Genomic DNA, 13328 nt, shown 5'->3' with positions numbered 1-13328 from the left:
AAGTGCCACCATATTTAGACTTCAAGTGATAGTAAGTGGCTTCTCAAGTAGCGGCCTTCCAACAAACATTTTCAAAAGCATAGTCCTTTTAGCCTTTGACCAGTATCCCCACTCAATGTGTAGTTTATAGCTACGCGAGGGCTTAAACTTACCAGATTCGTCTTTTGCCCATTCTCCCGAGAGCGGAATGACAATTCGGTTTTCGTCTTGCTCAAATTTCTGCCACAACAACTGCGAATAAAAAACTCGGCGCTCAGGGTAAGGCTGAACCGGATCTTTAATTTTTTTAAACACAGTCATGTAAGTATCGGCATCAATACCAGGGATATTTAGTGACATACCACGGTCATATGGGAAGCGAATAAATGCCCTACAAATCTGGCGAATAGCATTAACCGGGCGGCGGGATTGCCGCGCTGAAGCATTTACCTCGCTTGATGCTGACGATGTAGAGCGTGTGGGACTGGGTTTGTTGTCGCTATCAGTAGTGTCAGGATCAATAACTGGTCGTTGTTCAATCAGTTTTAACCCTGCGGGCATCAAACCCGGTGCGCTGTCCAGCATATGGCGGACGCTTTTCTTCTGTCCCTGTTTAACCACTGTATTTTCAGCATCAGCATCACAGTTAATGTGCTCTTTTCCTGGCATTTTATTAAACGACGGTCTTTTCTTACTACCTTTTTGCCAGGCTGAAGGATACATCTCAATTCCGCATCCCCAGCATACGTAACCGTTCGTATCTACAACATCAAGTAACCAAAGATCTTCTGCCTCAATAATCTCACTGGTATATTTATCACGTGCAGATTCCATGATTTCTCCTTTAAACAGAATTCCTCTCAAGGCGGCTATCAGCCTTCATTCAAACCGTTGTTCCAATGCCTCATATTCCAATCGCTCACGTTCTTTTTCCTTTTCAACCCAGTTAGTCAGTTTTTCATACACAGCTCTAGCCGACTTAGAAATGTCTGCACGCTCGTGCGTGACCAACCGGCCTATCGCTTCAACCCTGGGTTGCATCACGTTCGCACGACTACCGGACCATGATGAAGGTGCTACGTGTTCGGCAAAGATCTCAAGGACGGCTCTTGGCTCGGGTGAGGCTTCTAGAAATCTCAGTGCATCATCCTGCAAGCAAAGAGGACTTTGCTCACCGTCTTTTGACCATAGATTAATACCTGAAGCGACTGAAGCCCAAACCTGATGATCTTTATTGGTACCGCACCATTCAATCAAAAGATCTACATCGATTTTCGCAATAGGAGACTGATGTGAATCATCATAATTGATGAAATGCAGCCGCCTCTGTTGTTGATCTTCCGTACCATCAAAAATGCGACTGAGAAATTCTTTTGGCATCCATGCAGCGGTGATACCGATAGCGTCTTCGAAAGAATAAATGTAGCCAAAATATTCATCAACAACAGCGAAGATTGTATTCAGCCATTCTAACTTTTCAACATCGTTGCCATCGAAGCGCAATGTGGCATCGATAACACGTTCCATTGCATAATCCAGATATCCGCCGGGATCTTTGTGATCTCTTCGGAACCTCTGGATTGCAGCGGATAGTCCGATCGTTCGTAGCGCAAGACCTAGTATATCCGCAGCATCTCCTTTATCAGCTAGTTTCATACTCAGTGCTTCCAATACTACTTCATCACCATTCGGTTTACTCAGCAGCCTTTGAGCAAGCTCGAGAACACTACTTTCTGGCAAATTAGAGAATTGCTCACCCCACAGAATTGCCCCATACATATGGGGCCGTATGTCAGAGTCATCCAGAAGCGACATGCAGCGATCCAGATCGATTTCAGTAAACTCCTGCCAAGGATGCAGGTTGACTAATCCGAATCGAAGTTCGGAATGTTGTGCGCACTGATCGAGCAGTTCCTGCGCTAATGCTTTATCAATAGAATTCGTCTCTTCTATGAAACCTCGAATAACAGAAAAATCACTTTGAGATTTATGTTGTAGATTCATTTGAGTGATGAGTTTCTGCCAATAAACTTGTAGGTCAGGTGCTCCTTTAGCTAAGCCTTTACCGAATTCGACGCGATAGGGCATCCCATCTAGTAAGAATAAATTAGGGCCTAATTCATCAAGTTCATGCGTGGATACTGCAAAGTCTTGCCCTAACTGGAACGCTTTTGCGTTAAGTATTTCCTTTATTTTTATGAATTTGTTAGGCCCCTCACGCTCAAAATCGGCATTCAGCGCCCAAAAATCACGCCCCTTACTGAGTACATAAGCCATGACTGCCGGAACCAAGTCATTAGGCTCCAATTCTCGTTCCAATGTCACAAGTCCTTCCGGCAAAGGATCTAAATCTTCGTTGTCATTTCTTTTGGTATGGGAAAAGTAAATTGTTGAGCGGACCGCTTTCCAGCCTTCACCCCAAGGACGATGGGCATGTAATTTGCGAGCCACATCAATTAATTTTGACCTCATTCCTTCCTGACGCCAAATCCAGCGAAATTTATTAGCTAAGATCAGCCGAGCATCGTCTTCAAGTTCGGGAACTCTTGAGGTTCCTAATCTCACCACAATGTCGATGAAGGCGATTAGCCACTCAACAAGCTCATTGTAGCTGGGCCGAAATCCATAATCTCTTGGCCGAGCACCAAACTCATTAATCCCGAATCCTGTCCACGGTGGTCCGCCGAGAGCAGTTTCAAGCATTTCGAGCCCCAGCCTTCTACGTCCGGCCATACTTGAACCAATGCATTCATTCATGACCGCAACACGTTGTTCTAAAGAGGCATGGGTACCGGATAGATAAGGTTGGAAAAACCTCTTTATCTTATTTCGAGCCGAATCATAATTATTGCTCGCGCTTTCCTGATCTGCGATACGGATTAAGAGCTTAATGCATCGTTCAAAGTATTTCGATTCATATGCAAGTAACTGCAACAATTTGATAATTGCTGTTCGTTGTGGGTTGTAGCGTGATTTAAAATGCTCAAAATTAGACGTAACAAGTGTTTCTTCAATCCGCTCAAGCAAAGCTCCTGGGGCAACTGGAGCGACATAATTCAGAATGCGTGTCGATACATCATCTAGGTCTATTATTTTTCCAAGCAGCCCTTCGGGCTGTAACCAAGCTTCAACAATCTCTTTAGCCACAGCATGGCTGTGCAATAGTCCCAACCTGTGCGCGAACGACATCAATAATCGTTGTCGATCCGGAGCTTCAAAGGTCGTCCTAAGTTGATCAATCGGAATACTATTAAGTGCAGATGCTGCCAACTTGTTAGCAATGGCATGGGGAAGGATGGCTCTCCAGTGGGATCTTTTCTGAACAACGTGACGTTCCATCAACTTCGTAACAGTTTTGAATAACTGGATTTTGGGATACCCAGGGAGCGCACCCAATATTTCCAGTTCATCGGTAGCTGCATCTGGACTAGATATTGAGAACGAATACACCAGTGACAATATTTCAGCTTGCTCCCGTAAATGGCCGTCGGGATGATTACGTTGTTCAAACAAGCGATTAAACAACTGCGCATCTGAAAGTAGGGCTAAACTCTCACCTTCCTCCACTCTTTCCGCTATAGCCAAAGCAACTCTTGCATTCCCATCTGCGAAATCAGCAATCCGACGGGCATTATTCTGACCAATAGAAGGGAAGCGACGGATAAGAAGTTGCTCTGCCACCTCCGGACCATCTGTCTCAATGTGGATGACCTCAGTTGTCTGTGGTTTGTCATCCCTAATGTCGTATTCGATCGTGATGAGACTTACTTCTTTCCCTGCGGATGATACTTTGCTGGCAAGCGAAGCATGGAGTTCTGATGGGCAATTATCAAGGATCATAATTGCTCGTCGGCCTTCAGCGAGCAGGTTATCAAGCATTGCTGTAGCCGACGGTACTGGCTCATAGCCAGTATCAACATAAATAGCTACTGTCCGGTCAAGCGCATCTGTTCCAACAGTTTCATCAAAGAGCGCCTGAACGATTCGAGTCTTCCCAACACCAGACAATCCTGTAATACGAACAGCTTTATTCGTCGAACGGATAAGTGCTCGCATTGGGTTAATTGCTTCATCAATTTTGAGTTTTTGCCCCTTTCCCGATGGTAAAGTAATGGTTACGCCTGGGGCTGAGATTAAAGTGTCTGTAACACCTTGTGGTGGATTGCTCCAGGCTCCGTAGGGTTGCCAACCGGAATACCCTTGCCCAAGCTTCCCTTTTACCCACAGCATGACTGATGAATGTTGGCGCAGCCATTGAATGAGTTTGGAACGGTCGTAGAAATCGAGATGAAGATTGCTTTTGTTAGGATCATCTTTTACTGCATCCCTCATCGCTTTGAGACGATCCGCCTTTCCTGAGGGCGAGCAATCATCACCCAGGCTGACAATGATGTAGCTCCCTTGTTTTCTGGCTTGTTCAGATATGATGGGTGAAAGCGTTTGGCCGGTGCCCATTTCCTTCTCAATTGTAGCCTTTGGCATTTTATGTTTCTTTGCCTGAAAGACCGTATTAGGCCTTACGAGAAAGCCTGGTTTCAGTTGATCAACTGGAACCTGAACATGGATATCAATCCCTCCGTCAGGGGCTGTAATTGAGCCAGACCAATTTACACATGCAGGGCTATGACCATGTATTGCCACTTCAGCTTCTGCTAGCCGAGCTATCAGTTCTTCTAACTGAGCATCGGAGAGCCGAAGTAATTCATCCTTTTCAATGTCAAAGATTGCCACGCCTTCACCTTAGTAAAAAATTTTTGCCCTGGTTCTTACACTATGTATACATATTCGTGCACCCCGAACTCTTAAGAGCAAGCAAGCGCTGTTTAAGTTTTTTTGCTTTGCCAGGATGGAATCTGGCCAATAAATGAACTAGTCCCAATGTTTGTGCATAAGGGCCCTTATCGAACTCGATAATTTCGCCCCTAAGAATGGCTTGCTCCAAATGATGGACTGCCGATCGTATCTGACTTTGCTTAGCGGAAGAGATACCAGGTTTTGAATTCACCGAAAGCTTGGTAACTTCCATCCGTTGCCCAGATGTTCTGATTTCGTGTTTAGCTCGTTTAGGCTGGTAACCGTGCCTGGAAAGCATGCCATAAATCGAGGCTATCACATTCGTTTTTGCCGGTTTATCAAGAAAGTTTACTGACGAGACGGCGATATCATCAACGTAGCGGGAATAAATTATTCCTCTTGCCCGAAAACTGGCTTGCAGTGCCGGTTCATCTTTCCAAAACGCCAGGTTAGCCAGAAATGAACTAGTGATGGCACCCTGAGGTAGCTCCCCTTGCCGGGTCGTCAGCTTGGTCAAACATTCAGCTACTTCATGACTGAAGCCAAAGAAATACCGCCATATGCTTTGCACTATTGCGGTTGAAGTTGACGGAAAAAAACGCGTGATATCTTCGTTAATGACAATCGTTGCGCCAACGTGCAATGATGCGTTAACTTTATAATCACAGCCTTTCAGACTACCAGTCAAATATGCTGGATAAACAACGTAATCAAGAATATTGCGCCTGATATTGCGTTGTACTTTTTTTAGAGGTGCATATGCATCCCAAGTCTGGCGCGTACTTCCGTCAGGCTTAGTGATCGTGCTGGCGAGTCGGTACATATGGTCCGCACGATTGGCTAGATTAAGTAGTTCGATAGGAGAGATGTTCAGCGCTTTTGATAGCGCTGTCATACTGCTGATGCGTCGTTTGCTATAGAAGGGTGAGTCAGACGGAGTGTGAATCATTAAGCAGCTCCAACGCAGTACGCGCAAGTTCTCCCTGGAGTCTTTTATCAATACCGTTAAGATCCCCGGCCTCTGCTGCAATAAAGAAAATAATGCTGACAGGAATGTTGAGAGCAGAAGCAATGCTGTTAAGGGTTGAAAGCGTCGGATCTCGCTTATTGTTTTCGAGCATGGAAAGATAAGAAACAGAACATTCTGCCTTCCGAGCTAAATCCGTCTGTGATATTCCCCTTCTGGTTCGGCATAACTTGATAGCCTGTCCGATATTCATAATTAACTCCGCAAATAAATATTGGGCCTGCTGCGTCTTGGCTCTGTTGCATTATTTCATCCAATCATCAATGTTTGTGATCAGACGAACCACAACGTCAATAATACGCAGTGCCCGGAAGACGATATCGTCAAACCGAAGCCCGCTTCTTACCGGGCTGTCACGATGTATGCGTAACTGACGCAATACATCTTCCAGCTCTGCCAGAGCGCCAGCATCGAGTTGGCTGCAGTGAGCATCGCGCAGCTTTTCAAGCGTTGCGATGGTGTTCTCTAAAGTATCGTGTTTCATATTGCTCTCCTTTGAATCGGCAAAACGCCGAAGCCCCGTAACAAGGCGATGGCCGAAAGGAGCCAACCCGATGCGCAAGCCCAACACCAGTCTTCGCGACGATGAAGCCCCGTTTATCCCGACAGTGCAGTTGCCCAGTAGCCGCATTTCGCGACTGGCTACGAATCACCATCATGACGAACGTGCTTCAGACTGACCGATGACGCTAGTCTGCCCGTCAAATCTCCAACACCGGATGAAGGAGCGGCCTGCTAAACAGGCAATTACGCTAAACCTTCGCTGTTACGATGAGAACAATCATTTTAAAGAACACAGCTCAGGCGGAACGCCTGACCTATGACTAGTAAAACAAATTCTGTGATTCTAGGCAATAAAAATTTCACTAGTGGTGAATTTTTATTGCCATTATAGTACATTCTGTACTTATGGTTTAGGTCTGCTTTGGGCGAAGAGTGGAGCAATCAATCCCCAAAAATCCAAGAGAGTGCAAGCTACTACCAAGTTATAAATAACAAAATTTTATTTGTAACGATAAATGAGTACGCTACTACAGCTACTATTTTTTAAAAGAACAGACGCATACTTTCTCTGCGTTTGGTTCAATATCTCAACACGAATCACCTATCGAAATATGTAATTGAGGAATCATGACAGAAGATAACAAACGTGGCAGCGCATTAATGAGTGCCTTAAAATCTGATGAGGTAGTCGAATTAGGCAAAGAATATGCTGAGCTTGGCGTTCAATCTTTGATTGAATCGAATATTCTTGAATCTATCCCCTTTGTCAGTACTGTGGTCGGACTATACAAAGCTACCAGCACTGTTAGAGATCAGCTTTTTACTGAAAAGGTTATTCGTTTCCTTACTCGATTCTCAGATCTGTCCGACGCTGAACGGATTAATATGACCCAGCAATTGAATGAAGACGATAAGTTTGCAGGCAAGGCTGGAGCAAGACTGATTGAAATCATTGACAGAATGGAAAGCGCAGACAAGCCTGAAGTTGCGGCAGAGTTCCTCAAGGCATTTGCACGAGAAGAAATCGATTTTAATATTCTTCGGCGTTTGCTGGTTTCTCTTGAACGTATTCCCTCATTTGATATCAGAGAACTCGCGGCATTTGCTGCCATCAACTCTGGTCAACCAGTAGAAATGGATGAGGCCTTTTTGGATAGCCTCGTTAACGCTGGTTTGGGAAAAAGCAATGGAGCATGGAAAAGCATAATTGTTCCTACAGAGTTATGTGTGACTTTTGTGCGCGCTGGAAAACTATAGACCATTTGGCTTTTTCTTCTACCAACAGATAATTCACTTGCTATCTGCCTGCCAGTCGCTGCAATTTAATACCAGAAAAAACCACTGTGGTGCATCAAGAGCAGACGTAATGTGCATGATCATCGCTTAATATAACTGTCCAACTTTTGGGATGTAGTTCAGGCTTTTCGTTGGGCCTATCAATGGGCCTAAAAGGTTCGGATTTAATTAGTTGGCATCAGACTTCGCGGGACAAATTGAAGGCACAAAAAAGCCCGCAGGGCTTACACCGTGCGGGCTTTCAGGACTTCTACGGATGACTCTGGAATCATCTTCGAAGGATTTTGGTGGGCTGGCGTCCCTGTGTTTTTAATTTTAGTTGATTGATATTTAATGTTTTTGTTAAAATTATTTTTGTTGTGGGTTCCAAAGAGGAACCATAAATTAGAGCCATACTATATCACATGGTTCCAACATGCCTAACGACTTCAAAGGTATTCGTACGTAACGAGGTGTTGCCACTGTAGGACAGGTTCAGGGAGGTGAACGACTGGCTCGGCATGAAGGTCATCAAGTTCAAAGAGTACAGCCTCGACAATCCGGTATAATCCAGTTTAGCCGCCAATCATGGCGGCTTTGACTTCATTAACCTTTAGACTTTTTAGGATCAGCTTTGCGAGGGTAAGTGCGCTCTTCCTGAAACTTCCCATCCTCTTTGTGGATTTTTACAGAGCCAGTCTTGTTGGACATGTAATCCTGAGTAGCTTTGATGATTTCAGCCTTAGTTGTTGCAGTCTTGCTAGATCGTTCATTTCCTTCCTTTTGAAGCTTCCACTTATCGCCATCTTTGGTAATGTGGTAGTTATCCATTAAAGCCTCCATCTGTTGGTGGGAAACATGACATACCGATGAGGATATTAACGGAAGCGCAGCCGTGGGATTGTGCGACAGATCTCATCCTACAATGTGTGTTTGTGGTAATGATCGGTTGGTTATGCTTATCTCATTGTTTTACATTTGATGCTAGCGACCTTATAACCACCTAGGATAAATAACAAGGTGACAATACATGGCTGGTGAAACTCAAAATATTTCAGAAATGGCAGAAAAAATTTCTGCCGACTTATTTAAGTGGTTCAAGTGGGAGTTAGTTGGGGCAACTAATGAAAATTTTCCATGCATGAAGTCAGATCAACATAAAACGAAGGCTGGAAAACATCCTACAGATGTAGTTTTCTCCTACAAAGATCCTTACTTAAATAGAACAATATTTTTGAATACAGACTTAAAAAGTTATGTAAAAGGGTCGATTACATCGACATCAATGAGAAACGCTTTAGTTTCTTTAGCTAACTCAATTGATTGCGCTGATGGGAGTAAGGAATGGAAGGAAAGATATTCTTACCAAAGTGGTTCATCAGAAGTAAGAGGGATGCTGTTTGTTTATAATCATGATGGTGAATTTGATCAATCATTTTATGATGTATTTTATCAATCACATAATGCCGAGACTGATAAAACTAAACGCGGCATCAATCTTGACAACATCCCTTTAAAACAAGGGCAAAAAATCCACATCATTGAGCCAAGAACTATAAATTATTTGCAATCAATAATTTCAGATTTATCGCAGTTAAGTCATAATAGAGAATTTCCTCTAGGGAAAAAATATCAATTCTTTTATCCTGACTTATCTCTTCATAAAGTAAGTGGGGCACCAGAAGAACACCCTGCCACAATTGAGTTACTTACAGGGCCATTCCTGATTATTAAGCACCAAGATGTAAAGCATTGTAATGAAGAAACTTTACAATGGGAAAAAACTTATGACCACGGATATATCATTTACTACAATGGGGTAGGTGAAAATGAGTTAGAATTTGTGTATATATTGGATACTCTTTCCAAATATCAATTATTAGATGGGAATGAAAAAATAAGAATTAGAATTATCAATCCTAATATATACAAAGATGTTCGTGGAATTTTTATGCGTGCAAAAGAAACATATTGTAAAGAGTGGGGGTTTGATAGTCATAAAAGAACAATAATTAATGCAATTGATTTTCATCAGGTAGAGTTCACTAAACCTCGTTTTAGTTCAGTTGAGATTGGTTGGGAGCGATAAATATGAAAGTTGGTTTGTATAGTGTTAATGACAAAGCTATGTTTGATGCCCTCAATCAGACTAAAGTTACACACGAAGACATAAAAAGCCTTTTCTTTAAAAGAGGCATTATTATTTCGAAAGATACCAAAAGAAAAGCCTTAGCTTTAGATTTTTCAAAAAACTATCATGGTTATTATGATTTTGAATATCTGTCTGAAATTCTTGGCTCAGTAGGACGTAGAGAAAAAGTTTCTTTAAATATTGTAAATACAAACATAGATACCAATGCCTTAGAAGCTACGGTAAAATCTATTTGTGAGGACCTCCAAAAAGATGGAGATGTTACCAATTTAACCTTTACTGAAAAAGGTTTTGAAGTTTCCATTAAATATGTAAAACTCGATTTCAAAATGAGTGAATTCCGTCAGTCTTCCTCTCGCGAAGCTAAAATTCAAATTGAAATTAATGAAACAGGAGAATATATCACCCGATTTCCACAAAACGCCAAAGCGAGAGAATTTAATGATCGTCTAGTTGAAAAAATAAAAGAAGACAATAAAGACGACCCAGCAAGCCTTGAAGAAATATCATTAGAATCAGTAAAGGATCCTGTAGAACGGAGCAGGTTTTTCAAAGAATTAATTGTTAGCATGCCTAAATATAAATGCGTTGATGTTTCTGATGTTTATGTTACACACCCTATTTTAGAGGCAAGAAAATCATCCGAGAAAGATGCTGATGAGGATACTGATGATGATTCAGTTATAGATACTGGATATCATATATCTAAAGCCTCTCTCAAAGGCCGAGGTGTCTTAGAGTCACCAGAACTTGAAGAATTGCTTAATAAAGGATTCTACATTTCCAAAATTATTTGGTGTTCTATTGTGGATGGTTTTAAAGATTCAGATAAATATGAGTTTGAGGCTCAATTTGTAGATTCAGATAATTGCAAGCTTTTCTCTTATTTAGTTCGTGGACTTTATAAATATAAAAAAATTAACGAATTTACTAATCGTCAAAATGTCGTAAAAGATAAAGAAAATGTGCTATTGTGGTCTATAGAAAAAACAGCGCGAGAAATTGCGAATAAAATAATCTCATCTCATACACTTGAGGTTGTCACTGAATAGTAAAAGGAGTTGTTATGAAAACAAAATGGTTTAATGCCAACTTCCCTTGTGGACTTGATATTTTATATAAAGCTATCATTAACACTCCGTTTGACAGTGACAAAGGATGGGGTTTTAGCATTAATTCGTATGAAGATAATACCATCTCATCAAAGTATATTGAAAGAGTTGAACTAAATGAAATTATTATTGACCCTTATGGTAATGAAACAGAATTCAATCACTTCAAGTATATTCAGTTTAAATTTTGGTTTTGCAAAACTCAAAAAAATAACTTTATTTTAGTGATTGAATCTCCGCCTAGAAGCATAAAAAGCTTTATATCCAATATTATTAAAAAAACGCAAGCTGATTTCAATGTGTCGTGTATCAATATTAGAATTGATGATTTCATACAATGCATTACCCCTCATTTCGAGAGGGTTAAGGTACACAAGGCTAAGTTAAAAGATCTTACTTTTAGCAAAACGACATCTGGAACATTGGAGCTTGAATCCTCAAGCGATGCCATTGAAGAAATAAATAATATTTTCAAAAATGCAAAATTCACGATTGATAAAGTCAAGCTAAATGTTAAAACCTTTAGTGGCTTTGAAACTCTAGAAGTGAATACTAATGGTTCGATAAATTTTTCAGAGGATATATTCAAAGAGATTTTCTCTACAGTTGAAAATTTCACTAGTTGAAGCATTCTAAGAAAGCACTCTAAGAACAGAGTGCTTTTATCAAAAATAATCAATTTATAATTTTTCTATTAAGCTGGCCTAAAAAACTGAGGAACTATTATTTCTCATCGTTTGTTCCTTTGCGACTTCTGCAATGAGCCCCAATGATATCCAACGATCTCTTTCCTAGCACACGCCCTCTGTTGCTAGTCGCGCAATCATTTCGACCCGCTCAATCATAAGGTGCTAGTTTAGCTCTCTATCCATCAGTTGAACTCACAGCGAGTAGCAGACATTAACTCCGCGTTCAACGGTTTATCTGATGAACGCCTTTTTAGTTGAGCTATTTATTCTAAACCGTAATACTGTATAAATGCCGTTTATTAAGCTTTTCATTTATTTCGGATTTTCGTCCAAGATAGACAAATTCCATTATGTCATTAAATTCCTCATTCTCCGCACTATTATTATCGAGAACTCCTTCATCTAAATAGAGTGGTTTTGCCTGCTCAAAGTTATTGTAAAGCAACCCTTGCTTCTTAAGTATTAAGTCGACTTCCTCCAATCGGTCTAGGCAACAAATGTACATATTAGCAGGAGCGTTAGCTACAACTAACTTCGCATACAGTTTTCCATGGGCAACTTCAATGTCAGAAATAGCTTCAGGCGTGTACGGCAATATGTCAGATAACTCACTTTTCCTTTCAGTTAGCCAGTTTAATGCATCTTTTTTGTCAAATGCTTTGAGCAGAACCAAACATAACTTATCAATAACTAGTAAATTTTTTTTATCACTGTCATACAGATTGTCGAGAACAAAAAATCTAATGATTGGAGGGAGTATGGAAAATGCGCGCACAATTTCATTACAGGAACCAAATTTATACTTTTTAAAGTACAAAATAAACAAGCTTGCATACAACTTAAACAACGCATCAATTGCAGAATCCACATCAGTATCAAGAATAGGTTTTGTGTTTTTTGTATGGGTGCATTTATTCCCTAATTTTTGTAGCTTTCTAACTGCTCCCATTAAAAATTTATCATCTGAACTTGTGGCCTTTAACTTTTTAATAACTTCGAAATTACCGAGGGTAACTTCTTCGCCTTGAGGGATGTCACATAATTTGCGTATGACAACTTCTGAATATTGTCGAATTGTAGAGATTTTACCTCTATTTGATCTTGATTCAATGTAAAAGGCGTCATTAATTAAATCTTTAACTAAATCTTCATATACTTGATTTTTGAACTTCATTTTTCTGCATCCGTGAAAGTGAACTCTTGACCGGCTAATATTTTAATAACGCGCATGCGCGTTCAGCCAGCACGACCATGCTGTGAATCATTACTTAAAGTCAGACAATTACTGACAATTGTCAAATCCATTTATTCACGATAGCACGTATGCGAGTTATCCCGCCAGAGAATACTTATAACTCATTAAATTTTCTATCATTACTATACGCATGAGTGACAAAACTAGAACAAAATAAGTAGGTCGCTTGTGGTTGCACACTATGTGCGTGCCAACTGAGTCAACTTATGACACTAAGCGGAAGTTTCTGGACAACATAAGCTGGCATGTGTCCTCGTTTCTTCGTGTGGACTATCGTCTATTTGCCGATGGTGTTCCAGCAATATCAGCAGTGACGTGGGATTACAATGCAATCAAGCTATCAAATCACATCGCCTTAACTTTTTCAGATTCCCTAATGGGTTAGCGTCATAGTTTCAGCCAGATAGACCGGAGCTTTTTTAGGGAGGGATATTGCCTTTATGAGTATAATGGATACTATTTTTGGCTTTGTTGAATAAATCAGATTTCGGGTAAGTCTCCCCCGTAGCGGGTTGTGTTTTCAGGCAATACGCACGCTTTC

At 41.1% G+C, this 13328-nt stretch carries 12 protein-coding genes and 1 pseudogene; 6 read left to right on the top strand and 7 right to left on the bottom strand.

What is annotated here, in order from left to right; translation table 11 throughout:
- Positions 1 to 21 precede the first annotated feature (21 nt).
- The 5 genes from CHU32_RS23280 to CHU32_RS23260 are packed head-to-tail and all read right to left on the bottom strand — an operon-like array spanning position 22 to position 6284.
- Complete coding sequence (locus CHU32_RS23280; protein WP_245880266.1) at positions 22 to 813, bottom strand: hypothetical protein; 792 nt, start codon at positions 811 to 813, stop codon at positions 22 to 24.
- 45 nt (positions 814 to 858) lie between these two features.
- Positions 859 to 4710, bottom strand: coding sequence for a hypothetical protein (locus CHU32_RS23275; RefSeq protein ID WP_103678494.1), 3852 nt, complete (start codon positions 4708 to 4710; stop codon positions 859 to 861).
- Positions 4711 to 4750: 40 nt separating this feature from the next.
- A complete protein-coding gene (locus tag CHU32_RS23270; RefSeq protein WP_245880265.1) occupies positions 4751 to 5668 on the bottom strand; it encodes a reverse transcriptase family protein in 918 nt (305 codons plus the stop codon).
- Positions 5669 to 5702: 34 nt separating this feature from the next.
- Positions 5703 to 5993: a helix-turn-helix domain-containing protein gene (locus CHU32_RS23265; RefSeq protein WP_103678496.1), complete on the bottom strand. Its 291-nt coding sequence runs from the start codon at positions 5991 to 5993 to the stop codon at positions 5703 to 5705.
- 51 nt (positions 5994 to 6044) lie between these two features.
- Positions 6045 to 6284, bottom strand: coding sequence for a hypothetical protein (locus CHU32_RS23260; protein WP_103678497.1), 240 nt, complete (start codon positions 6282 to 6284; stop codon positions 6045 to 6047).
- 70 nt (positions 6285 to 6354) lie between these two features.
- On the opposite strand from CHU32_RS23260, the gene CHU32_RS28810 reads away from it, so the two are divergent.
- The 3 genes and pseudogenes from CHU32_RS28810 to CHU32_RS28670 form a co-directional block, all read left to right on the top strand.
- On the top strand, positions 6355 to 6480 hold the full coding sequence (locus CHU32_RS28810; RefSeq protein WP_256098372.1) for a hypothetical protein: 126 nt from the start codon (positions 6355 to 6357) through the stop codon (positions 6478 to 6480).
- Positions 6481 to 6931: 451 nt separating this feature from the next.
- On the top strand, positions 6932 to 7561 hold the full coding sequence (locus CHU32_RS23255; protein ID WP_103678498.1) for a hypothetical protein: 630 nt from the start codon (positions 6932 to 6934) through the stop codon (positions 7559 to 7561).
- A gap of 467 nt (positions 7562 to 8028) precedes the next feature.
- Positions 8029 to 8148, top strand: a pseudogene (locus CHU32_RS28670) (phage portal protein); the annotation flags it as partial.
- A 37-nt stretch (positions 8149 to 8185) separates the two neighbouring features.
- On the opposite strand, the gene CHU32_RS23245 reads toward CHU32_RS28670, so the two are convergent.
- Positions 8186 to 8410, bottom strand: a complete 225-nt coding sequence (locus CHU32_RS23245) for a DUF2188 domain-containing protein (protein WP_032625860.1) — start codon at positions 8408 to 8410, stop codon at positions 8186 to 8188.
- 199 nt (positions 8411 to 8609) lie between these two features.
- Between CHU32_RS23245 and CHU32_RS23240 the strand changes: the two genes are divergently transcribed.
- The 3 genes from CHU32_RS23240 to CHU32_RS23230 are packed head-to-tail and all read left to right on the top strand — an operon-like array spanning position 8610 to position 11469.
- Positions 8610 to 9668, top strand: coding sequence for a PD-(D/E)XK nuclease domain-containing protein (locus tag CHU32_RS23240; protein WP_103678499.1), 1059 nt, complete (start codon positions 8610 to 8612; stop codon positions 9666 to 9668).
- A 2-nt stretch (positions 9669 to 9670) separates the two neighbouring features.
- Positions 9671 to 10783, top strand: a complete 1113-nt coding sequence (locus CHU32_RS23235; protein WP_103678500.1) for a hypothetical protein — start codon at positions 9671 to 9673, stop codon at positions 10781 to 10783.
- A gap of 14 nt (positions 10784 to 10797) precedes the next feature.
- On the top strand, positions 10798 to 11469 hold the full coding sequence (locus CHU32_RS23230; RefSeq protein ID WP_103678501.1) for a hypothetical protein: 672 nt from the start codon (positions 10798 to 10800) through the stop codon (positions 11467 to 11469).
- A 331-nt stretch (positions 11470 to 11800) separates the two neighbouring features.
- On the opposite strand, the gene CHU32_RS23220 is transcribed toward CHU32_RS23230, so the two are convergent.
- On the bottom strand, positions 11801 to 12706 hold the full coding sequence (locus CHU32_RS23220; RefSeq protein WP_032625852.1) for a hypothetical protein: 906 nt from the start codon (positions 12704 to 12706) through the stop codon (positions 11801 to 11803).
- Positions 12707 to 13328 lie beyond the last annotated feature (622 nt).

It is taken from the genome of Superficieibacter electus, from assembly GCF_002915575.1.
In the GTDB taxonomy this organism is placed as follows: Bacteria; Pseudomonadota; Gammaproteobacteria; order Enterobacterales; family Enterobacteriaceae; genus Superficieibacter; species Superficieibacter electus.
Note: the sequence above shows the minus strand (reverse complement) of the source record. Positions and strands in the feature narration are given on the sequence as shown.

What these genes read in the sequence shown, in the direction of transcription:
- CHU32_RS23230 (WP_103678501.1), top strand. Translation starts at nt 10,798, where the DNA reads ATGAAAACAAAATGGTTTAATGCCAACTTCCCTTGTGGACTTGATATT.
- CHU32_RS23280 (WP_245880266.1), bottom strand. Translation starts at nt 813, where the DNA reads ATGGAATCTGCACGTGATAAATATACCAGTGAGATTATTGAGGCAGAA.
- CHU32_RS23220 (WP_032625852.1), bottom strand. Translation starts at nt 12,706, where the DNA reads ATGAAGTTCAAAAATCAAGTATATGAAGATTTAGTTAAAGATTTAATT.
- CHU32_RS23270 (WP_245880265.1), bottom strand. Translation starts at nt 5,668, where the DNA reads ATGACAGCGCTATCAAAAGCGCTGAACATCTCTCCTATCGAACTACTT.
- CHU32_RS23245 (WP_032625860.1), bottom strand. Translation starts at nt 8,410, where the DNA reads ATGGATAACTACCACATTACCAAAGATGGCGATAAGTGGAAGCTTCAA.
- CHU32_RS28810 (WP_256098372.1), top strand. Translation starts at nt 6,355, where the DNA reads ATGCGCAAGCCCAACACCAGTCTTCGCGACGATGAAGCCCCGTTTATC.
- CHU32_RS23240 (WP_103678499.1), top strand. Translation starts at nt 8,610, where the DNA reads ATGGCTGGTGAAACTCAAAATATTTCAGAAATGGCAGAAAAAATTTCT.
- CHU32_RS23265 (WP_103678496.1), bottom strand. Translation starts at nt 5,993, where the DNA reads ATGAATATCGGACAGGCTATCAAGTTATGCCGAACCAGAAGGGGAATA.
- CHU32_RS23255 (WP_103678498.1), top strand. Translation starts at nt 6,932, where the DNA reads ATGACAGAAGATAACAAACGTGGCAGCGCATTAATGAGTGCCTTAAAA.
- CHU32_RS23260 (WP_103678497.1), bottom strand. Translation starts at nt 6,284, where the DNA reads ATGAAACACGATACTTTAGAGAACACCATCGCAACGCTTGAAAAGCTG.
- CHU32_RS23235 (WP_103678500.1), top strand. Translation starts at nt 9,671, where the DNA reads ATGAAAGTTGGTTTGTATAGTGTTAATGACAAAGCTATGTTTGATGCC.